This is a genomic window from Pseudarthrobacter sp. LT1 (genome assembly GCF_035621795.1).
GTDB lineage: Bacteria > Actinomycetota > Actinomycetes > Actinomycetales > Micrococcaceae > Arthrobacter.
Genome location: NZ_CP141830.1, coordinates 1,529,951 through 1,550,360, shown reverse-complemented (window position 1 = coordinate 1,550,360; position 20,410 = coordinate 1,529,951). Strand labels below are relative to the sequence as shown.

Below are 20,410 nucleotides of genomic sequence, written 5' to 3'. Positions count from 1 at the left end.
GCCCTGGGACTTAACAGCCCCAACACAACAGGCCGGGGACCGAATGACGGTCCCCGGCCTGTTATTGCTTAATCCACGTGCCTGGTCGTCGTGCCTAGTCCACTTGCGGGAAGCCCAGGTCGATCACCGAGGTTGAGGGGTCCGGCCAGCGGGTGGTCACTACTTTGCCTCGGGTGTAGAACCGGATGCTGTCGGGTCCGTACATGTGGGTGTCGCCGAACAGCGAGTTCTTCCAGCCGCCGAACGAGAACGTTCCTACCGGGACCGGGATGGGGACGTTGACGCCCACCATGCCTGCCTCGACGTCGAACTCGAACTGCCTCGCCGCCCCGCCGTCGCGGGTGAAGATGGCCGTTCCGTTGCCGAACTGGTTGTCATTGACCAGCTGCACCGCGTCGCTGTAGGTGTCGACGCGGACCACGGACAGGACCGGGCCGAAGATCTCGTCGTCGTACACCTTCATGCCCGGCTTGACGTGGTCCACCAGGCTGACGCCGATAAAGAACCCGTTGGAATCGAACTGCTGGGAGCGGCCGTCCACCACCACGGTGGCCCCTTCGCCTTCGGCACCTGAAACGTAGGATGCCACCCGGTCCCGGTGCTCCGCGGTGATCAAGGGGCCCATCTGTGAGGCGGGGTCGGTTCCCGCACCGATCTTCAGGTCCGCCATGCGGCTGGATATCGCCTTCACCAGGTCGTCGGCAATGTTGCCCACGGCCACCAGGACGCTCACTGCCATGCAGCGTTCACCGGCGGAACCGTAGGCGGCGGAAACCGCCGCGTCGGCAGCCATGTCCAGGTCGGCGTCGGGAAGCACCACCATGTGGTTCTTCGCGCCGCCCAGGGCCTGCACCCGCTTGCCGTGCTCAGCTGCCCGCTTGTAGATGGACTGGGCCACGGGGGTGGAGCCGACGAAGCTGACTGCCTTCACGTCAGGGTGCTCCAGCAGGACGTCGACGGCTTCCTTGTCCCCCTGGACCACGTTCAGGACCCCGGCCGGCAAGCCCGCCTCGGCGAAGGCCTCTGCGATGAAGACGGCCGCCGATGGATCCTTCTCGCTGGGCTTCAGGAGCACCGTGTTGCCGCACGCCAGGGCGCTGCCGATCATCCACAACGGCACCATGGCCGGGAAGTTGAACGGGGTAATGCACGCCACCACGCCCACCGGCTGGCGGACGGAGTGCACGTCGATGCCGCTGGAGACCTGCTCCGAGCGCTCACCCTTGAGCATGTGGGACAGGCCCGTGGCGAAGTCGATGTTCTCCAGGCCGCGGGCAATTTCGCCTTCGGCGTCGGAGAGGACCTTGCCGTGCTCGCTGGTGAGGATGGCGGCGAGCTCGGACTTTCGTTCGGTGAGGATTTCGCGGACCTTGAAGAAGATGGTGGTGCGCTTGGCCAGGCTGGTGGCCCGCCACGCCGGCAGCGCGGCGCGGGCTGCGGCGATGGCTTCTTCTGTCCGTGCCGTTGAGGCGAGCGCTACCTGCTTTTCCTGCTTGCCGGTGGCGGGGTTGAAGACCGGACCGAAGCGGTCGGCATCGGTGACGCGGGCGCCGTTGATGTAGTGCGGAATGGTTTCCAAGGGTGTCTCTTTTCCTGCGGTGCGTGCGGCGTGGTTGGTTGGACGGCGTGTCTACGTTGGACGGCGTGGTTAGTTGGACGGCATCCGGTCGGCGGGCTGGAGGGAACCGTCCACGAGCTTGATGATCATGGAGCAGTCCTTGCCCGCGTCACCGGCGTCGATGAGCCGCTGGAAGAGCTGCTGGACGTGTTTGCCAATCTCCAGCGGCGTGCCGGTGTCCTCGGCGGCGCTGATGGCCAGGCCGATGTCCTTGTTCGCGAGTTCGGTGGTGAACGTGGGTGCGAAGTCGTTGTTGGAGGCCGCGGTGGGAACCACCCCGGGCACCGGATACCAGGTCCGCAGGGCCCAGGAATCCCCCGACGAGACCGAGGCGATGTTCCAGAAAACCTGCTTGTCCAGGCCCAGCCGGTCAGCCAGGACCGCACCCTCCGCGGTGGAGGCGAGGTTGATGAAAAGCATCAGGTTGTTGCAGATCTTGGCCGCCTGGCCCGTGGTGGGGCCACCCGTGGGAATGATGTTTCCGGACATGGGCCCGATGTAGCCCGAGGCGTCTTTGACCGCACCCTCTTCGCCGCCCACCATGAAGGTCAGGGTTCCGGCCTCGGCGCCGCTCATTCCGCCGGACACCGGGGCGTCCACGAAGCGGAAGCCGGCGGCAGCAGCGGCGTCGTGCAGTTCCTGCGCGGAGGCGATGTCGATGGTGGAGGAGTCGATGAGCAGCGTGCGGGTATCCGCGTGCTTCAGCACGCCGTCCTCCCCGAGGTATACGGCGCGGGCGTGTTCGCCCTTGGGCAGCATGGTGAACACGGCGTCAGCGCCGTCCACCGCTTCGGCGATGCTGGCTGCGCGCTTGACGCCACCTGCTTCGGCGGCTGCCAGTGCCGCGGGGTTGAGGTCGAAGCCGCGCACATCGTGCCCGGCCTTCACCAGGTTCACCGACATGTGGCCGCCCATGTTGCCCAGGCCAATCCATCCGATAACTGCCATGCGTAAGCTCCTTTGCTTCCAGTCCGGCGTTACTGCCGGCATGTCTGTGTCTACGATCACACCCTGCTAGAGTGCAATCAAGGGGAAAAATTACAGACGCTCTGTGCATTGATGCACACAAGAGGAAGGCCGCCCGTGGATTCGAGACGGTTGCCCAGCCCCGACGACCTGCTCATCCTGCTGACCGTGGCGCGCCTGGGCCGGTTCAATGCGGTGGCCGAGACCCTGGGAACCACCCACACCACCATTTCCCGCCGGATCCTCGCCCTGGACAAACAGTTGGGCGGGCGCACCCTGGAGCGCAGCCCGCACGGCTGGGAGTTGACGAAGCTTGGGGCGGCCGCGGTGGAGGCGGCGGAGGCGATCGAAAGCACGCTTGGCTCGTTGTCGGGCCTGATCAGCCAGGACCAGAGTGCCCTTGCCGGCCTGGTCCGGGTCGCCACCACCGACGGAGTGGGAGCCGTGTTCGTCACCCCGTCGCTGGTGCGGCTCCAGCAGCAGAACCCGCAGCTGAATATTGAAATGCTGAGTGCCACCCGGAAAGTCAGCCAGAACCGGTCAGGGGTGGACCTGGAGATCGTAGTGGGCCGGGCCGACGTCAGCACAGCCCAGACCATCTTCCTGAGCAACTACTACCTGCGCCTCTACGCCAGCCCCGCCTATGCGGCGCAGCACGGGCTGCCGGAAACGCTCGACGACGTGGGGCAGCACGCGTTTGTCTCTTACGTGGAGTCTGCGCTCCAGGTGGCGGAGCTTGGGCCCCGCTGGTCATCGCAGCTTCCGACGCCCAGGACAAGCTTCCAGGCCACGAGCGTGTTCGCCCAGGTCGAGGCAGTGCGCCAGGGCGCCGGAATTGGGCTGCTTCCGAACTTCATGGTGGGAGACCGTGAAGATTTCGTCCCCGTGCTGCCAGGTGATTTTGAGCGCCAGCTGCCCATCTGGGCTGTTGCAAGGCCGGAGTCGCTCCGGTCAGCGCGGGTGCAGGCCGTGATCGCGGCCCTGAAGGACGAGGTGAAGGAGCGCTCGTTGCTGCTCGCCGCGTGAGGAGCCGGGACGACGGGGAGAATCGGGACCGACGGTTCAAGCCTGACAGTTCAGGCCTGGAAGAGCCGCCGCACTACCTCCCCCGCTGCGAGCGCATCAAGGCCCTCATTGATCTCGCTGAGTGGCCGGGTGTCGGTGTGCAGCAGCTCAACCGGCAGTTTGCCCTCCCGCCAGTACCCGAGGTACCTGGGGATGTCCCGCGCTGGAACGGCGTCACCCATGTAGGAGCCCAGCAGCCGCTTGCCGGCGCCGGCGAACTGCAGGGCCGGTACCGTCAACTCCGCGGACGGGTGGGGCAGGCCCACGGAGACCACGGCGCCACCCCTGGTGACCCGCTCCAGGCAGGACGCGATCACACCGGCCGAGCCCACCGCCTCGATGGCGACGTCAACGCCGTCACCGGCTGCTTCCTCAATCAACCGCCCCGCGTCCTCCGGCGTCCCCACCGCGGTGGCCCCGGCGTCGCGGGCCAGCTGGTGCTTCCCCCGGTTGGGATCGATGGCGATCACACTGGCGGCCCCGGCGAGGCGGGCTGCCATCACGGCGGAAAGGCCCACCGCTCCCAGGCCGAAGACTGCCACGGACTGGCCTGGGCCGACTCCGGCGGTGTTGAACACCGATCCCATTCCGGTGAGCACGGCGCAACCAAACATCGCCGCGACGGTGTCCGGGACGTCGTCGTCAATCACCACCACTGATTCCCGCGCTACCACAGCGTAATCAGCGAAGGCGGAAACGCCCAGGTGGTGGTTGATCCGCTCCCCCGCGGGCGTCCGCAAGAGTGCCGGACCATGGAGCAGGTCTCCGGATCCATTCACCTCAGCTGCCCTGTGGCAGAGCGCGGGCCTGCCGGAAAGGCAGGCCCGGCACTGGCCGCAGCTGGGCACGAAGACCAGAACCACATGGTCGCCCACGGACACGTCGGAGACGCCGTCGCCAACGGACACCACCCGCCCCACGGCCTCGTGTCCCAGGGCCATGGGAAGGGGCCGGACGCGCGACCCGTCCACCACGGAAAGGTCCGAATGGCACAGGCTCGAGTAGGTGATGGAAACTCCGAGCTCACCGGCGCGCGGCTCCGGCTGATCCAGCTCCTGCACCAGCAGGGGCCGGGACTCGGCGTAGCTCTGTTTGCCCTCGGCGCCGGCCGGGGCGGGAACGGTGGAATAGAGGACGGCGGCTTTCATGGGCCTACTTCTTGCTGGCAGCGAGCAGGTCTGCCGTGCCCTTGGCGTCGGCCGCGTCAACGTCGTGCAGCGAGATGCCCCGGGTTTCCTTCAGGAAGAAGACCGCGACGGCGGTGATGGCACATGCGATGAGCAGGTACACCGCCACCGGGACGGAGGACTTGTACGTTCCCAGCAGGGAGGCTGCGATGATCGGCGCCAGCGAGCCCGCCACGATGGACGTCACCTGGTACCCCAGGGAGACACCGGAGTACCGCATCCGGGTGGGGAACATTTCCGCCATGATGGCGGGCTGCCCGGCATACATGAAGGCGTGGAACACCAGGCCGATCATGATGGCCGCCAGGATGATGACATCGTTCTTGGTGTCCATCATGGGGAAGGCAAAGAAACCCCAGGTGGCACCCATGATGGCGCCGGCCATGTAGACGGGCTTGCGGCCGAAGCGGTCCGACAGCTTGCCCACCATGGGAACCACCGCGAAGTGGACGGCGTGCGCAAGGAGCAGCAGCAGCAGGATCCGCGTGGTGTCAGCCTGCACCACGGTCTTAAGGTAGGTGATGGAGAACGTGACCACCAGGTAGTACAGGATGTTTTCCGCGAAGCGCAGGCCCATGGCGGTGAAGACCCCCCGCGGGTAGCGCCGGAACACCTCGGCCACGCCGTAACCCTTGTGGCCCGCCTCCACCTCTTTGCGGGCCTCCAGGAAGATGGGGGCGTCGTTGACCTTGGTGCGGATGTAGTAGCCGATCAGGACGATCACGGCGGAGAGCCAGAACGCCACGCGCCAGCCCCAGCCCAGGAACGCCTCCTGCGTCAGCGTGGAGGAGAGGACGAACAGCACGGCCGTGGCCAGCAGGTTGCCGAGCGGCACTGCCGATTGCGGCCAGCTGGCCCAGAAACCGCGTGACTTGCTGGGGCTGTGCTCTGCGACGAGGAGGACGGCGCCGCCCCACTCCCCGCCCACGGCAAAGCCCTGGGCGAACCGCAGGAAGACCAGCAGCGTGGGGGCCCAGTAGCCGATCTGTCCGAAGGTGGGCAGGCAGCCCATCAGGAAGGTGGAGACGCCCACCAGGATGATGCTCAGCTGCAGCAGCTGCTTGCGGCCGAACTTATCGCCGAAGTGGCCAAAGACGATGCCGCCGATGGGGCGTGCGACGAAACCGACGGCGTAGGTGAGGAAGGCGGCGATGATGCCGTCCAGTTCCGTCCCGGCGTTGGGGAAGAAGGCCTTCCCGAAAACCAGGGTGGCGGCCGATGCGTAGAGGAAGAATTCATACCATTCCACGACGGTGCCGGCCATGGAAGCCGTCACCACTTTCTTAAGGCCTGAGGCCTTGACGTCGGTTTCCTCTGTACGCCTTGCGGCGGAGCTTTCCGTACTCATTCGAACTCCTTCGGCGTCGTCGTCGACACCACGGGGACCAGTCAATGGCAGACGGGTGTGATGCACACCACGAAAGCCGGATTCGATGAGTATGGTCTGCCTGCGGTGCAACCTCAACGCCGATTAGTGCAGAAGGCATCTGCAGGAATGCACATTACCGGCTGTGCGCCAGGCGGCGCCTAGACCAGGAAGCTGCTCCGCAGCCGGCCGCCCAACTGCCCGATCTCGGTGAGGAACCCGTCGTGCCCGATCGGCGCCTGGATGACATGGACGTCCACGTCGCCGGGCAGGGCCTGGGCCAGTTCGTGGGACTGCGATGGGAAGTACAGCCTGTCCGAGTCCACCGCGGCCACGAAGAACCGTGCCGTGGAGGTGGCCAGGGCTTCGGCCAAAGTTCCCCGCCCCCGGCACACATCGTGGCTCATCAGCGCCTCGGTCAGGGCGATATAGCTGTTGGCATCGAAGCGCTTCACCAGCTTGTTCCCTTGGTGGTCCAGGTAGCTTTCCACCTGGTAGCGGCCGCGGGAGGCGAGAATTTCCCCCTGCAGGGGCGATTCGGGAGCCTGGGATGCCCGGCCAAAGCGGCCTTCCAGTTCCGCGGCCGACCGGTAGGTGATGTGGGCGATGCGCCGGGCAAGTGCCAGCCCGTCTTCCGGACACGGACCGCCGTAGTAGTCCCCGCCGTTGAAGTTGGGGTCCTGCCGGATGGCCAGCGTCTGGGCCTGCGCGAAAGCAATCTGTTCGGCAGTGCTGGCGGCTCCCACGGAGATCACGGCGCAGCGCTGCACCCTCTCCGGGTACGTCACCGCCCATTCCAGGGCGCGGGCGCCACCCATCGACCCGCCAAGGACGGCGAACCAGCTCTTGATGCCCAGCTGGTCCGCCAGCCTGGCTTCAGCAACAGTGCTGTCGCGCAGCGTGACGAGGGGAAACCTGGAGCCCCAGGGCTTTCCGTCAGGCGCGAGGGATGACGGGCCGGTGGATCCGTAGCAGCCACCGACAATGTTGATGGACACCACGAAGAAGCGGTCCGTGTCCACGGGAGCGCCGGGGCCGGCCAGCTGTTCCCACCAGCCTTCTTCGTCGGTGTCGCCGCGGGTCACGTGGGTGCTGCCGGTCAGCGCGTGCTCGATCAGGATGGCGTTGCTGGCGTCCGCGTTGAGCGTCCCCCAGGTTTCATAGGCCAGGGTGACATCCGGGAGGTATCCCCCGGCCTCGAGTTCCAGTCCCCCGATGGAGGCGTAACGGACAATTCCATGTTCGGGAATGGTGGTTCGGGCGACGGTAACCGTCATGGCAAGACCTCTTCTACGCGCTTGCCTGCCGTCGTCTGACCGGCAGGCCAGGTCCTCACCCGGGGCACCCCACCGCGGATGGAGGGTTGCCGGCCAGCAAGCCGGGGCTGTCACTGGCACTCATGACCTGGTTCGAGTGTACGAAACACCCCCCACTCCAGGCCAAGAGTATGACTGGTTGTGACTTCCCGGCTTGCCGGCCGGCACATGCTGCGTCCTCGTGTTTGGGGCTACTGGTTGGCGCCCTTGGCGGCCCGGAAGCCTGCCTCCAGGTCGGCGAGGATGTCGTCGATGTGCTCCAGGCCGACGGAAAGCCGGACCAGGCCCGGGTGAACGCCGGCTACAACCTGCTGCTCCGGCGAAAGCTGGCTGTGCGTGGTCGACGCCGGGTGGATGACCAGGGAGCGGACGTCGCCGATGTTGGCCACGTGGGAATGCAGCTCCAGGGCGTCGACGAAGCGCTTGCCCGCCTCTGCCCCGCCGGCCAGGTTGAAGGCCACGACGGCGCCCGTCCCCTTGGGTCCGTACTTGCGGCCACGCTCGTACCAGGGGCTGGAGGGAAGCCCCGCGTAGGCGACGGATTCGACGTCGTCCCTTGCCTCCAGCCAGCGCGCCACTTCCGTGGCGTTCGCAACGTGGCGCTCCACCCGCAGGCTCAACGTCTCCAGGCCCTGGGAAATCAGGAACGCGTTGAAGGGCGAGACGGCCGAGCCCAGGTCGCGCAGCAACTGCACCCGGGCTTTGAGGATGTAGGAGAGGTTGGCGCCGAGCGCGCCGCCTTCACCGAGGTCGCGTGCGTAGACCAGGCCGTTGTACGTCGGGTCCGGGGTGTTGAAGCCGGGGAACCGTTCCGGATCCTTGCCGAAATCGAACTTGCCGGAATCGACGATGACACCGGCGATGGCGGAGCCGTGGCCGCCAAGGTATTTGGTGGCCGAGTGGATCACAATGTCTGCTCCCCACTCCAGCGGGCGGATCAGGTAGGGGGTTGAAAGGGTGTTGTCCACGATCAGGGGCACGCCCGCCTGGTGGGCCACCTGGGAGATGCCCTCGATGTCCAGGACGTCCTGGCGCGGGTTGGAGACCACTTCACCGAAGAAGAGCTTGGTGTTGGGCTGGACGGCATCGCGCCACTGGTCCAGGTTGTCCGGATCGGCTACGAAGGTCACCGAGATGCCGAACTTCTTCAGCGTGTGGGCGAACAGGTTGTAGGTTCCGCCGTAAAGGCTGGGGCTGGCCACGATGTGGTCGCCTGCCTCGGCGATGTTCAGGACAGCGAAGGTTTCCGCGGCCTGCCCGGAGCTCAGCAGCAGCGCGGCCAGGCCTCCTTCGAGGCTGGCAATCCGTTGCTCGACGGCGTCCTGGGTTGGGTTGCCAATGCGGGTGTAGATGGGCGCAAGTTCAGCCAGGGCAAAACGGTTGGCAGCGCTTTCAGCGCTGGGGAACACGAATGACGTGGTCTGGTAGATGGGCAGGGCGCGGGCACCCGTGGCGCTGTCCGCCGTTTGGCCTGCATGGATCTGGCGGGTTTCGAAGGACCATCCGTTGGACATCCAAATCTCCTTTGACATGGGCCCGGCATGCTCACCGGCAGTACGGGCCGCGCTTGCTCCCGGCTGTTGCCGGAGAGCCAGGTCCTCACCCGGGGCACCCCACCGCGGATGGAGGGTTGCCGGCCAGCGAGCCGGGGCTTGTCGCTGGCACTCATGACCTGGGCCCAGTCTAGGAACCGGACAGCCGCTGTGGACAGCATTGTGACGAACATGGTCTTCCGGCGCCCCTGTTGGCTCCGGTACCCGGGGCGCCAGGCACGACAAATGCTAGTAAGGGCACCCTTAGCTGAGAGCCGGATCACAAAGTGCCAAGATGTTCGCATGCGCATGGATCACGTCTCTTACGCCTGTGAACACGATGGCCTCGCGGCCACTACCGAACGTATTGCAACTGCCCTCGGCGTTGAGGCAGTGAAGGGTGGCGTACACCCCCGCTTCGGAACCCGAAATATGATCATTCCGCTCGCCGGGCACAAGTACCTCGAAGTTGTCGAGGTACTGGACCACCCGGCATCGGACAAGGCACCCTTCGGGCAGGCAGTGCGTGCCCGTTCCGCTGCCGGTGGCGGGTGGATGGGCTGGTGCGTCGAAGTGGACGACCTCGCCCCCTTCGAGGAACGCCTGGGCCGCGCCGCCGTGAACGGCAACCGCAAATTCCCGGACGGCCGCGAGCTGGTCTGGAAGCAGATTGGCATCCTGGGCCTCATCGCCGATCCCCAGGTCCCGTACATGCTCAAGTGGGAGGGCGATCCATCGCTCCACCCGTCCAATGCGTACGAGAGCAACCTCAAGATGAGCTGCCTGACCATCGCCGGTTCCGCCTCGCGCGTCACCGAGTGGCTGGGTGAGCCGGTGGAGAAGCCGCTCGAGGACGTTGCGGTCGAATGGGTCGCCCCGCACGGGACGCCGGGCATCCTCTCGGTCACCTTTGAGACCGCCAACGGGGCCGTCACTATCTGACGCTCCTCCCTCCCTCCTTTCCGGCCCTGTCCGGGAGGTTCCTGGGTTGCGCCCAGGCAAGCTTCGGCCGCCATTGGGTGGTGACAACGGCGTCACCACCCAATGGCGGCCGAATTCGTTCTAAGTGGCTGCCGGGTCGGGAGTCCCGGGCGGCGTCAACTAAAACGGCCAACACTTCGAATGTCAGTGCCTGCTCGGATGATGTTGCTATGGGAATCAGCGGTGGTGTTGCGGTGGCGTTGGAGGGTATTCATGCCTCTGTTGCTGCCCTCGATGCGCTGGATTTCGAGGATACTTCCCTGGCTGCCGGCGCCGGCATTGGTTCCGGTGTTGACGTGCTGCAGCGGCGGTACGAGCTCCGGCTGGAACGCCTGGAGCTTACGGCGCGGCTGGAGGCGCAGCTCGCTGCGGTGAAGGCATGGGACGCCGCTGAGGCCGTTGAGTTCCAGCAGGCGATGACGCCGCCGGACGCCTCGATCCAGGACCGCATGTACGCTGACATGTCGGTGGTGGAGGAGATCGCGGGAGTCCTGACCATCAGTTCTGCGGCCGCGGGCGCGTTGGTGGAGCAGTCACGGCGGATCTGTTCCACGCCACTGGTGTTCCAAGCCCTGGCCGCGGGCGCGATGTCCTGGCAGCACGCCCGCATCATTGCCGACGAAAGCGAAGGCCTCACCTCCGAGGGCGTGGCGTCTCTGGTGGCGCACTTCTTCGACCCGGCTGCGCCGAACCCCGCCCGCGGCGCGGCCCCCGGAGACCTCGTACCCTCCCGGTTCCGGGCCAAGGTCCGTAGCTGGCGGGAACGCCACCACCCCGACTCCATCGAGAAGCGCCATGCAAAGGGCGTGGCTGACCGGCGGATGGAATACACCCCCGACCGGGATGGCATGGCCTGGATCTCCCTCTACCTCCCAGGGGACACCGCGTGCGCCATCTGGAACCGGACCACCGCCACCGCCCGCGGATTCCAAGGCCCGGACGAACCCCGCACCCTCACCCAACTCCGCCCCGACATCGCCGCCAGCCTCCTCCTCGGCGCCGGGCACACCACACAAACCGGGAAACCCACAGAGATCGGGAAGGTCCCTACCCCGCGGGCCGACGTCCTGGTCACCGTGCCCGTACTCTCCCTCCTCGGCCAGACCGATGAACCCGCAGTGTTGGATGGTTTCGGGCCGATCCCGGCGTCCATGGCCCGCAATCTCGTCGCGGACGGGGCGGACTCCGTCTACCGGGTCCTGGTCGACCCAAGGGACGGGGCAGCACTGGAAATCGGCCGCAAAAACTACCGGCTCACCGAGGCCATCAAACGCTGGATCAGGCTGCGCGACACCATATGCACCTTCCCCGGCTGCACCAACCGCACCCCCGACAACGACACCGACCACCTCACCGCCTGGGAACACGGCGGCACCACCAACGTCAGCAACCTGGCACAGCTCTGCCCCAAGCACCACCGGCTCAAACACAACAGCCAATGGACACCCGACCCCGCAACCGAAAACAATGCGCCCGGCTGGACCTCACCCACCGGACGCCACTACAACGCCGACCACCAGGATGCCGACCCAACGCACTGGCCACCAGGATTTCTGCCGGTGGATGCTGTCGTGGGACAAACTGAGGCGCCAACTCCGCGCGGATCCAGGGCTGGACTTGATGACGCTGCTCGGCTTAAGGACACTGCTCGGCTTACCGGCACTGCTCAGCTTGTCACGGCGCCACCATGGCGCGGGCCGGACCTATCCGAAGATCCGTTGTGGCAAGAGTTCCTCGCGGGGATGCCGGTGTGGCCAGATCCGCCTGTCGAGGACCCGCCGGGTGACAACGTGCTGGATTGGAACGAGCTTTGCCCTGCTGATCCCCTGTGGGATGAGTTCCATGCAAGGTTCTACGACCTGCCCGCTGACCCCCAGTCGGACTGGCAGTTGCTGTTGTTGGAAATTTGACCCTGCGTGATGTTTAGGGCCACAGCACCCATACCGGCCTGGGAACATCACCGGGCCGCCGGGCCGCCTGCGCAGCTACCCCAGCCCCACGGCCTTGCCGAAGAGGCTGAAGCCAACAAAAGCCACGATATCCAGCAGCGCATGGGCGATGACCAGGGGCATGACGCGCTTGGTGCGGGTGTACAACCAGGCGAAGACCACCCCCATCACCGCGTTTCCAATGAAGGGACCGAAGCCCTGGTAGAGGTGGTAGCTGCCGCGCAGCACCGAGCTGACGGCGATGGCGAGCGGCGTGCTCCACCCGAACTTGCCGAAGCGGTCCAGGAGGTAGCCCACCACAATGACTTCCTCGAGCACCGCGTGGCGCATCGCCGACAGGATCAGGACCGGAACAGTCCACCAATACGCATCCAGTGCACTGGGAATGATGGCGGTGGTGATGCCGAGGGCCCGGCCGGCGGCATAAAGCCCCAGGGACGGTATTCCAATCAGCGCCGCGAGCCCCAGGCCCTGCAGCAGGTCCCTGCCGGGCCGGGCAAAGTTGAACCCAAGCTTCCGGAATGCTGAACCGGACTTACCGGCATCGCCCGGTGCAGCCTGCCGCTGGTCGGTGAGGAAGTAGAGAACCAGCAGCACCGGAACCAGCGCAAAGATGATATCCAGCAGCTGATAGGTGAGGTCGAAGTACTCGCGGGTGCTCTGCGACCGGTTCAGGGTGGAGGTGCCCTCGGCCAGCGGGGCGCGGGTCATCTTGTCGAGCAGCTGCACCACGGAGTAGACGGCCGACTGGCCCAGGGACAGGCCCAGGACGATCCAGACTTCGAGCCGCAGTCGACGGCGGGAGGGAACCAGCATGTTCCCATCTTGCCTTCAGTTTCTGGATCCGGCCTGATGGAGCGGCAGGTGTTGGGCAGCACGGTACCCTGACCGCGCACAGCCCAAGGGATTAGGCGGGTGCGACAATCACTTCCGTGCCGTTGGCTTCGAATGCTGCCTTGTCACGCGGAGAGATGCCGGAATCGGTAATCAGCCGGGTGAAGTCATAGCCGTCCATCGTGGCAAATGCCCGCACGCCAACTTTGGAGGAATCAGCCAGGACGTAGGACACCCTGGCGCGGGAAGCCAGCAAGGCATTGACAGAGGCTTCGCCTTCCCCTGTGTTGGTGGGTCCCACCTCCGGATCGATGCCGTTGACACCGATGAAAGCGATGTCCAGCACCACCTTCTGCATGATGATGTCCGTATAGGGCCCCACGAGTTCATAGGAACGCGGGTTCAGGATGCCGCCGGTCACCATCACCTTGATATTGGGCCGGACCGCAAGCTGGCCGGCGATGTTGATGGCATTGGTCACCACCGTGAGCGTCGGCTGGTTGGAGGGTGCGTTCAGGTCCTCGCGGGTGGCCAGGATCTGCGCAAGGGCGGTGCTGGTGGTGCCCCCGCAGAGACCGATCACCGCACCCGGCCGGATCAAGGCCGAGGCGCACTGCGCGATCTGTTCCTTGGCTTCCGCATGGTCATCGCGGTTGTAACGTCCGGGCAGGTCGTATGCGAGGGCGCCCGTGGTGGCACCGCCACGGGTCCGCGTCAGCAGGCGTCGCTTGGCAAGGCTGTCCAGGTCGCGCCGGGCCGTGGCAGGGGAAACATTGAGGGTGCTGACGATCTCGTCAACTTCCACCTGCCCGGTCTTCGCCAGCAGGTCGAGAATCGCCGTCAGCCGGTCGGTGCGCGTCATACAAGCGGGCCTTTCGATGCATCAGCCACCACTCCTGATGACGTTTCCTGATTATAACCTTAGGAAAACAATCAACAACAATCAAAGCGGCTCCGTTGATTACCGTTCCCGGCTTCCGGCCCGCCACACAGCGTACGTCAGCGGCATCCCCGGCCGGTAAGCGAGATGCGTGGCGGACGGCGCGTTCAGCAGGTGCAGGTCGGCCCGGTGCCCGACGGCGATCGACCCCACGGCGCGTTCACCGTCGGCATCCCGGCCGGCTTCCTTGTGCAACGCCAGGGCGCCGCCGTAGGTGGCGGCACGGACAGCCTCGTGCACGCTCAGCCGCATCTGGAGGACGGCCGTTGTCACGCAAAAGGCCATGGAACTGGTGTACGACGTTCCCGGGTTGCAGTTGGAAGCCAGTGCCACCTGCACACCCGCGTCCAGGAGCTCACGGGCGGGGGCCAACGGCTGGCGGGTGGAAAGGTCGCAGGCAGGGAGGCAGGTGGCCACAGTGCCACGCCCGCCTGTTCCTGCGGCGGGATCCCAGCCGGACCAGGAGGCAGCCAGGGCCTTGACGTCCTGCGCGGCAAGGTAGTTGACGTGGTCAACGCTGGCCGCGCCCAGCTCCACGGCGAGCTGCACGCCGGGGCCTTCACCGAGCTGGTTGCCGTGCACGCGCAGCCCCAGCCCGGCGTCACGGCAGGCCACCAGCACCCGGCGTGACTGCTCGGCGTTGAACGCGCCCTCCTCGCAGAAGACGTCAGCCCACTGGACGTACGGGCGGACCGCGGCGAGCATCGGCCCGCAGACCAGGTCCGTATAAGCCTCCGGATCCTGCCCGGCAGGCACCAGGTGCGCGCCAAGGTAGGTCACCTGGTCCGCGATGGTGGAGGCAATGCGCGCGCTCCGGGCCTCATGCTCAACGTCCAGGCCATAGCCGGTCTTGGTTTCCAGATAGGTGGTGCCCTGCGATACGGCCTCGGCCACCCGTCCCATGGCCAGGCGGGTGAGGTCAAAATCGGACGTGGCGCGCGTGGCGTTCATCGTGACGGCGATGCCGCCGGCGGCGTAGGCCTCCCCCGCCATCCGGGCCTCGAATTCTGCGGTGCGGTCCCCGGCGAACAGCAGGTGGCTGTGCGAGTCCACCCACCCCGGCAGCATGGCCCGGCCGCCGGCGTCGACTGCGTCATCCGTTGCGGGAGCATCCGCCGCCGCCCCGATCCAGGAGATCCGTTCGCCCTCGACCACCACCGCCGCATCCTTCAACACCCGGTGTTCCAGGTCCTGGGTCATCAGCTCGGCGATGTTGGTGATCAAGGTGCTCATGGAATCATTCTTCAGCGTCGGATGGACCAGCGTGTGGCTGCCAGGGCCTGCGCTGTCCGGGATTCCGGACCATCCATAGCCCCTTCGGCAAGGGCGGCACCGCCGGAAGAGTGCAGCGCGGAAAGAATCTGACCCGCTGCCAACTCGGCCATGGCGGCCGAAGTCTGGAAGCCATAGCCGCCCTGCCCGGCCAGCCAGTAGAACCCGGCAGCCTCGGCGTCGAACCCGGCCACCGGAACCCCGTCCGCAGCTTCCGTGCGCAGGCCTGTCCACGCCCGCCGAATGCCGCTGATCCCAAGGCTGGTGAACGCATTGAGCTTTTCCACCAGGCGTTCCACATCGCCGGGGCGCGGGCGCGCATCTTCGGGCCCGCTGGGCACAGTCTCCGAGGGTGAAATCAGCACGTCCTGCCCGTCCGGCCGGAAATAGAACGTGTTGTCCGCTGCCGCCACCATGGGGGTAACGGCAGGCAAGGGATGGTCGACGGCGGCAATCGCCGCAGTGCGCCGGTACGGCTGGAGTCCCAGCTTCTCGACGCCGCTAAGCACCGCCAGTTCGTCCGCCCAGGCGCCTGCCGCATTGACCAGCACGGAGGCCTCAAATCCCTCTGCACCGGCTCCCACCTGCCACCCGGAACCCAGCCGTTGTGCCGAATGCACGCGGGCACCGGTGATGATGTCGGCTCCGGCGGCGAGCGCCCGCTTGCGGTGGTCCTCCAGCAGCAGGGGCGCGTTGCAGCCAAAGGAGCCGGTATCCAGTCCGGCTGCTTCAAAGGTTCCCGGGACCAGCGCCGGGCACAGCTCAAGGGCACGGTCTACGGTAATGGGCTGCATGTGCCCGCTGGCCTCCGCGGCGACATCCTCCGCAGAGCCCACCAGCATGAAACTGCGCTGCGTCAGGACGGGTTCGGGCGATTCCGCGTCGCGGGCTGCGAGCAGCTCAAGGGTCCGGACGGTAAGCTCCTGCACCACGGGAGGCCCGTAGCTGGGGATCAGCTGGCGGGCGGAGCGGGAGGACGTGTGGTACGCCAGTTCCTGCTCCGCCTCCACCAGCGCAACGCTGCAGCGGCCGGCGAGGGCGGACGCCAGGGACAGGCCGGCGATGCCGCCGCCCACAATCAGGACATCGTAATGTGCTGCCATTCGTCCTTCCTGACAGAGTTCCTGCGAACTGAAACCCCGCCGTCGGGGAGTCCCGTCAGGCTGCTGCCTCAGCCCGGCTGGCGACGAAGGCACCTACGCACGCTTCGACGTCGTCCGCTGAGTGCGCAGCGGAGAGCTGCACCCGGATCCTCGCGGCACCACGCGGAACTACGGGGAAACTGAAGGCAGTGACGAAGACGCCGTGCTGCAGCATCCGGTCCGCCACTTTGGCCGCCATGACGGCGTCGCCGAACATGACCGGCACGATCGCGTGCTCGCCGGGAAGCAGGTCGAACCCCTCTTCGGTCATGCGGCGGCGGAACAGCCCGGCGTTTTCGAACAGGCGGCGTCGAAGGTCGGCCGAGTTCTGCACCAGGTCCAGCGCCTTGAGGGTGGCGGCAACGATGGCGGGAGCCAGGGAATTGGAGAACAGGTAGGGCCGCGCCTTCTGGCGCAGCATCGCGACAATCTCGCCGCGCCCGGAGACGTAGCCACCGGAAGCTCCACCCAGGGCCTTGCCGAAGGTGCCGGTGTAGATGTCCACCCGGTCGGAGACGCCGGCGTGCTCGGGAGTGCCCGCCCCGGTGGCGCCCATGAAGCCCACCGCGTGGGAGTCGTCCACCATGACCATGGCGCCGTATTTGTCGGCAAGGTCGCAGATGGCCTTAAGCGGGGCCAGGTACCCGTCCATGGAGAACACGCCGTCGGTGACAATCAGTGTGCGGCGGGCGTCCTGTGCCTCCTGCAGGCGGGCCTCGAGTTCGGCCATGTCCTGGTTGGCGTAGCGGTAGCGGCGCGCCTTGCAGAGGCGGATGCCGTCGATGATGGAGGCGTGGTTGAGCGCGTCGGAAATCACGGCGTCGTCCGGGCCCAGCAGGGACTCGAACACGCCGCCGTTGGCGTCGAAGCAGCTGGAGAACAGGATGGTGTCCTCGGTGCCGAGGAACGCGGAGACCTTGGCTTCCAGTTCGAGGTGCAGGTCCTGGGTGCCGCAGATGAACCGGACGCTGGCCATGCCGAAGCCGCGCTCATCCATGGCGGCTTTGGCGGTGCTGATGATGTCCGGGTGGTCGGCCAGGCCCAGGTAGTTGTTGGCGCAGAAATTGAGCACGTCAGCTCCCGGGCCGCCGATCTGCCCGGCGGTGATGTGGCTGGACTGCGGCGAGCTGATGCTGCGTTCGGTCTTGTACAGTCCCGCGGTGCGGATTCCGTCCAGTTCTTCGCGCAGCTGGTCCTTTATGGAGGTGTACATGGGGTTCCTTACAGTCGGGTCCAGTCGAGGACAACTTTGCCGCCCACGCCGCTGCGGGCGATCTCGAAGCCTTTTTCCCATTCCGTGGCGGGCAGCGTGTCCGTCACCACGGCGGAGATGCCGGCGTGCAGCACCGGGTTGGAGGAGAGCATGGCGCTCATGGCGTACCAGGTTTCGTACATTTCACGGCCGTAGATGCCCTTGAGCGTGAGCATGTGGGTAACCACCTTGCCCCAGTCGATGGTGATCTCCTGGCTGGGCAGGCCCAGCATGGCGATCCGGCCGCCGTGGTTCATGTTGTCGATCATCTCAGGCAGGGCCGAGGGGTGGCCGGACATTTCCATTCCGACGTCGAACCCTTCGCGCATGCCCAGCTCACGTTGGGCGTCCCGCACCCGGGTGGTGGAGACGTCGATGGCAAGGTCGGCTCCGAGCTGCCGTGCCAGGTCCAGCCGCGGCCGGGAGACGTCCGTGATGACGATCTTCCGCGCTCCGGCGTGGCGGGCCACGGCGATGGCCATGAGGCCGATGGGGCCTGCGCCGGTGATGAGCACGTCCTCGCCCACCAGCGGGAAGCTGAGTGCGGTGTGGACGGCATTTCCGAAGGGGTCGAAGATGGCACCGAGTTCGGGCGTGACGGAGGGATCGTGGTGGACCCAGACATTGGTTTCGGGGATCACGACGTATTCGGCAAAGGCGCCATCACGCTGGACTCCCACGCTGACCGTGTGGATGCACATCTGGCGGCGTCCGGCCCGGCAGTTCCGGCAGATGCCGCAGACCACGTGGCCTTCGCCGGAGACCCTGTCCCCGACCTTGACCTCCCGGACGTCCTCGCCCACTTCGACCACTTCGCCGTAGAACTCGTGGCCGGCAATCAGGGGGGCTTCGATGATCCCCTGCGCCCAGGCGTCCCAGGACTGGATGTGCAGATCCGTGCCGCAGATTCCGGTGGTCATGACCCGGATCTTCACGTCAGCCGGGCCTGCTGCGGGTTCGGGCCGTTCGACGAGCTCGAATCCGGCGTGGGGGCCGGCTTTATACAGGGCCTTCATTGGCATCCTTACTGCTTGGCATTCAATCTGCGGGGTACGTCCCCATTGAAGCCCTGCCGATGCTTTAGCACAACAGGGATTTTCTCAATCGACGATGTAGCTATTGCTAATGATTAGAGTGGATGTATGGAGGTTCATCAGCTTGAAATCCTGCGGGAACTGGGCGCCCTGGGCAGTGTGAAGGCCGTGGCCGATACGCTCATGGTCACCCCGTCGGCAGTGTCGCAGCAACTGGCGCACCTGCAGCGCACCGTGGAGGTGCCGCTGACGCGCAAGGAGGGCCGGAACCTGGTGCTGACGGAGGCCGGCCAGGTTCTCGCTGACGCGGGCGCCGCCGTCGTCAGCGCCATGGCCGATGCCCGCGGCGCGCTCGGTACTTACCACGGCTCGCCCGCCGGAAGGGTGACCGTCAGCGGGTTCCACAGCGCGGGGCAGGCCCTGTTCGCGCCGCTGGCCCGCATGTTGGACCGGCCGGAGCACCCGCGGATCGAGCTGTCCGACGAGGACGTCGCGCAACAGGACTTCCCGGCCCTCACCGCCCGGTACGACCTGGTGCTGGCGCACCGCATGGACCACAGTCCCCGCTGGCCGGCGGAGCGGGTCGCGGTGATCCCGCTGGCGCATGAGCCGCTGGACGTGGCGCTGCCCGCCGGCCATCCCCTGGCCCAAAAGGAGACGGTCACGGCGGACGACGTCGGCGCAGAGGCCTGGGTGACCAGCCACCCCGGCTACTCCCCCGCCGATGTCCTGTCCGCCGTCGCTGCCCTCTCCAGCCGCGAGCCTAATATCGTCCACCGCATCAACGACTATTCCACGGTGGCGGCCCTCGTGGCTGCCGGCGGCGTGGTGGGGCTGCTCCCCAGATACACGGCGGGGCCGGTCCTGAACCCGGACATCGTGCTGCGTCCGCTGGAAGGAATCAGCACCCGCCGCAGGATCGACCTGCTGGCCCGGCCGGAGAACCTTAAGCGCCGCTCCGTAGTGATGGTCTGCGAGGCGCTGGAGGATATCATGGCGGGGCTGGTGAAACAGGGCTGAGCCGGGGCCGGCGGGCCGGAACTCAGGAGTCCTCGCCGTCCTGGTGGTTGCCCTTGCCCATCTTGTGTCCAAGGCCCGGGCTGTGTCCCGGCGTATGTCCCAGCCCGCGTCCCAACCCACGCCCCAGCCCCAGGCCGGGCCCGTCACCGGCGCCCTTCACGATCCGCGCGGCAGTGGCTTTGTCCCCGTCCTTGACGCCGGTAATGCGCACGGTGTCCCCGGCGGCGATGTCCGCGATGGTTCCGTCCGTCGGTTTGAGCCGCTTGCCGTCGTCGCCTGTTGCCCCCGGGGTGGGTGTTGCTTCCGGGCCGGGTGTTGCTTCCGGGCTGGGTGTTGATTCCGGACCGTCTGTGGATCCTGAACTGGCCGGCGCTGCCGGAATCCTGGTGATCTTCGTGTCGCCATTGACGGTGTAGGTCTGGGAGAAGCCGTCAGCGCTTTTGACGGTGATGGCCGAATCGCTGACCGACTCCACGGTCCCGTTCTGTTCCAGGACCGTCTGGTAGGTTCCGTCGGGCTTCCTGGCTACGGCTTCGCCGTGCAGGAGTTGCCCGCGCTGGGCTTTCCTGTCCTGCTTGTTCTGTTGTCCCGGCGCGGCGTCCTTGCCCGGCGCTCCCTGCTGGGGCGCTCCCTGCTGGCCGGGGGTTGATGGGGAAGGTGCCGGCGTTCCGGTGGCCGACCAGGCGAGGGCGGCCCCAGTCCCGCTGAGTGCCAGAGCCACCGCCCCGGCGAGCATTGTCTTGCGCATCCTCATAGGTTCCCGGACCACCATGGTTGTTCCTCCCGCACGCTGCCAGGGCACCGGCGCCCTGTGGGCTCAAGTGTAAGTCCGCCACGGCCGCCCAACCACGGGTACTTACGCAGGCCTTCGCCTGAGTACCCAACAGGTAGTTAAGGCGAAACCGGGCCGGGGTTGGCATCAATGTGAGGTTCCAC

At 66.4% G+C, this 20,410-nt stretch carries 17 protein-coding genes and 2 riboswitches; of the genes, 4 read left to right on the top strand and 13 right to left on the bottom strand.

Features of this window, described 5'->3' with window-relative positions:
• Positions 1 to 94: 94 nt before the first annotated feature.
• Both VIK36_RS07250 and mmsB read right to left on the bottom strand, forming a co-directional pair.
• Positions 95 to 1,579 (bottom strand): CoA-acylating methylmalonate-semialdehyde dehydrogenase, encoded by a 1,485-nt coding sequence (locus VIK36_RS07250; protein WP_324644642.1) that lies wholly within the window; start codon positions 1,577 to 1,579, stop codon positions 95 to 97.
• A 69-nt stretch (positions 1,580 to 1,648) separates the two neighbouring features.
• Positions 1,649 to 2,566: a 3-hydroxyisobutyrate dehydrogenase gene (gene mmsB, locus VIK36_RS07245; RefSeq protein ID WP_255174967.1), complete on the bottom strand. Its 918-nt coding sequence runs from the start codon at positions 2,564 to 2,566 to the stop codon at positions 1,649 to 1,651.
• A 111-nt stretch (positions 2,567 to 2,677) separates the two neighbouring features.
• Between mmsB and VIK36_RS07240 the strand changes: the two genes are divergently transcribed.
• Positions 2,678 to 3,610: a LysR family transcriptional regulator gene (locus VIK36_RS07240; protein WP_324644641.1), complete on the top strand. Its 933-nt coding sequence runs from the start codon at positions 2,678 to 2,680 to the stop codon at positions 3,608 to 3,610.
• A gap of 50 nt (positions 3,611 to 3,660) precedes the next feature.
• On the opposite strand, the gene VIK36_RS07235 is transcribed toward VIK36_RS07240, so the two are convergent.
• From VIK36_RS07235 to VIK36_RS07220, 4 genes are all read right to left on the bottom strand, one after another.
• Positions 3,661 to 4,797: an alcohol dehydrogenase catalytic domain-containing protein gene (locus VIK36_RS07235; protein WP_255174965.1), complete on the bottom strand. Its 1,137-nt coding sequence runs from the start codon at positions 4,795 to 4,797 to the stop codon at positions 3,661 to 3,663.
• Between the two features lie 4 nt (positions 4,798 to 4,801).
• Positions 4,802 to 6,184, bottom strand: coding sequence for an MFS transporter (locus tag VIK36_RS07230; RefSeq protein ID WP_324644640.1), 1,383 nt, complete (start codon positions 6,182 to 6,184; stop codon positions 4,802 to 4,804).
• A 179-nt stretch (positions 6,185 to 6,363) separates the two neighbouring features.
• Positions 6,364 to 7,479, bottom strand: a complete 1,116-nt coding sequence (gene metX / locus VIK36_RS07225; RefSeq protein WP_324644639.1) for a homoserine O-acetyltransferase MetX — start codon at positions 7,477 to 7,479, stop codon at positions 6,364 to 6,366.
• 12 nt (positions 7,480 to 7,491) lie between these two features.
• Positions 7,492 to 7,607: riboswitch (SAM riboswitch) on the bottom strand.
• Between the two features lie 102 nt (positions 7,608 to 7,709).
• Entirely contained in the window at positions 7,710 to 9,032 is a 1,323-nt protein-coding gene (locus tag VIK36_RS07220; protein WP_255174962.1) for a bifunctional o-acetylhomoserine/o-acetylserine sulfhydrylase, read from the bottom strand.
• A gap of 44 nt (positions 9,033 to 9,076) precedes the next feature.
• A riboswitch (SAM riboswitch) is annotated at positions 9,077 to 9,191 on the bottom strand.
• On the opposite strand from VIK36_RS07220, the gene VIK36_RS07215 reads away from it, so the two are divergent.
• A complete protein-coding gene (locus tag VIK36_RS07215) occupies positions 9,186 to 9,992 on the top strand; it encodes a VOC family protein (protein WP_324644638.1) in 807 nt (268 codons plus the stop codon). (Overlaps the previous riboswitch by 6 nt.)
• Before the next feature lie 209 nt (positions 9,993 to 10,201).
• The gene (locus VIK36_RS07210; RefSeq protein ID WP_324644637.1) at positions 10,202 to 11,941 is read left to right on the top strand and encodes an HNH endonuclease signature motif containing protein; all 1,740 of its coding nucleotides are present in this window, start codon (positions 10,202 to 10,204) and stop codon (positions 11,939 to 11,941) included.
• A 75-nt stretch (positions 11,942 to 12,016) separates the two neighbouring features.
• On the opposite strand, the gene VIK36_RS07205 is transcribed toward VIK36_RS07210, so the two are convergent.
• The 6 genes from VIK36_RS07205 to tdh form a co-directional block, all read right to left on the bottom strand.
• The gene (locus VIK36_RS07205) at positions 12,017 to 12,796 is read right to left on the bottom strand and encodes a type II CAAX endopeptidase family protein (RefSeq protein WP_324644636.1); all 780 of its coding nucleotides are present in this window, start codon (positions 12,794 to 12,796) and stop codon (positions 12,017 to 12,019) included.
• Positions 12,797 to 12,887: 91 nt separating this feature from the next.
• Positions 12,888 to 13,676 (bottom strand): DeoR/GlpR family DNA-binding transcription regulator, encoded by a 789-nt coding sequence (locus tag VIK36_RS07200; RefSeq protein ID WP_324644635.1) that lies wholly within the window; start codon positions 13,674 to 13,676, stop codon positions 12,888 to 12,890.
• Positions 13,677 to 13,775: 99 nt separating this feature from the next.
• A complete protein-coding gene (hutI, locus tag VIK36_RS07195) occupies positions 13,776 to 14,987 on the bottom strand; it encodes an imidazolonepropionase (protein WP_324644634.1) in 1,212 nt (403 codons plus the stop codon).
• Positions 14,988 to 14,998: 11 nt separating this feature from the next.
• Positions 14,999 to 16,129, bottom strand: a complete 1,131-nt coding sequence (locus VIK36_RS07190) for an FAD-dependent oxidoreductase (RefSeq protein WP_324644633.1) — start codon at positions 16,127 to 16,129, stop codon at positions 14,999 to 15,001.
• Positions 16,130 to 16,184: 55 nt separating this feature from the next.
• Positions 16,185 to 17,381, bottom strand: coding sequence for a glycine C-acetyltransferase (locus VIK36_RS07185; protein WP_324644632.1), 1,197 nt, complete (start codon positions 17,379 to 17,381; stop codon positions 16,185 to 16,187).
• 8 nt (positions 17,382 to 17,389) lie between these two features.
• Positions 17,390 to 18,436: an L-threonine 3-dehydrogenase gene (gene tdh / locus VIK36_RS07180; protein ID WP_159632428.1), complete on the bottom strand. Its 1,047-nt coding sequence runs from the start codon at positions 18,434 to 18,436 to the stop codon at positions 17,390 to 17,392.
• A gap of 126 nt (positions 18,437 to 18,562) precedes the next feature.
• Between tdh and VIK36_RS07175 the strand changes: the two genes are divergently transcribed.
• A complete protein-coding gene (locus VIK36_RS07175) occupies positions 18,563 to 19,474 on the top strand; it encodes a LysR family transcriptional regulator (RefSeq protein WP_324644631.1) in 912 nt (303 codons plus the stop codon).
• A gap of 22 nt (positions 19,475 to 19,496) precedes the next feature.
• On the opposite strand, the gene VIK36_RS07170 is transcribed toward VIK36_RS07175, so the two are convergent.
• A complete protein-coding gene (locus VIK36_RS07170; RefSeq protein WP_324644630.1) occupies positions 19,497 to 20,222 on the bottom strand; it encodes a hypothetical protein in 726 nt (241 codons plus the stop codon).
• Positions 20,223 to 20,410 lie beyond the last annotated feature (188 nt).

Bases quoted from the DNA above. Each gene is read 5' to 3' on its own strand.
- hutI (WP_324644634.1), bottom strand. From the start codon at position 14,987: ATGAGCACCTTGATCACCAACATCGCCGAGCTGATGACCCAGGACCTG.
- VIK36_RS07230 (WP_324644640.1), bottom strand. From the start codon at position 6,184: ATGAGTACGGAAAGCTCCGCCGCAAGGCGTACAGAGGAAACCGACGTC.
- mmsB (WP_255174967.1), bottom strand. From the start codon at position 2,566: ATGGCAGTTATCGGATGGATTGGCCTGGGCAACATGGGCGGCCACATG.
- VIK36_RS07190 (WP_324644633.1), bottom strand. From the start codon at position 16,129: ATGGCAGCACATTACGATGTCCTGATTGTGGGCGGCGGCATCGCCGGC.
- metX (WP_324644639.1), bottom strand. From the start codon at position 7,479: ATGACGGTTACCGTCGCCCGAACCACCATTCCCGAACATGGAATTGTC.
- VIK36_RS07210 (WP_324644637.1), top strand. From the start codon at position 10,202: ATGGGAATCAGCGGTGGTGTTGCGGTGGCGTTGGAGGGTATTCATGCC.
- VIK36_RS07185 (WP_324644632.1), bottom strand. From the start codon at position 17,381: ATGTACACCTCCATAAAGGACCAGCTGCGCGAAGAACTGGACGGAATC.
- VIK36_RS07240 (WP_324644641.1), top strand. From the start codon at position 2,678: ATGCACACAAGAGGAAGGCCGCCCGTGGATTCGAGACGGTTGCCCAGC.
- VIK36_RS07200 (WP_324644635.1), bottom strand. From the start codon at position 13,676: ATGACGCGCACCGACCGGCTGACGGCGATTCTCGACCTGCTGGCGAAG.
- tdh (WP_159632428.1), bottom strand. From the start codon at position 18,436: ATGAAGGCCCTGTATAAAGCCGGCCCCCACGCCGGATTCGAGCTCGTC.
- VIK36_RS07220 (WP_255174962.1), bottom strand. From the start codon at position 9,032: ATGTCCAACGGATGGTCCTTCGAAACCCGCCAGATCCATGCAGGCCAA.
- VIK36_RS07205 (WP_324644636.1), bottom strand. From the start codon at position 12,796: ATGCTGGTTCCCTCCCGCCGTCGACTGCGGCTCGAAGTCTGGATCGTC.
- VIK36_RS07235 (WP_255174965.1), bottom strand. From the start codon at position 4,797: ATGAAAGCCGCCGTCCTCTATTCCACCGTTCCCGCCCCGGCCGGCGCC.
- VIK36_RS07175 (WP_324644631.1), top strand. From the start codon at position 18,563: ATGGAGGTTCATCAGCTTGAAATCCTGCGGGAACTGGGCGCCCTGGGC.
- VIK36_RS07215 (WP_324644638.1), top strand. From the start codon at position 9,186: ATGACCTGGGCCCAGTCTAGGAACCGGACAGCCGCTGTGGACAGCATT.
- VIK36_RS07170 (WP_324644630.1), bottom strand. From the start codon at position 20,222: ATGCGCAAGACAATGCTCGCCGGGGCGGTGGCTCTGGCACTCAGCGGG.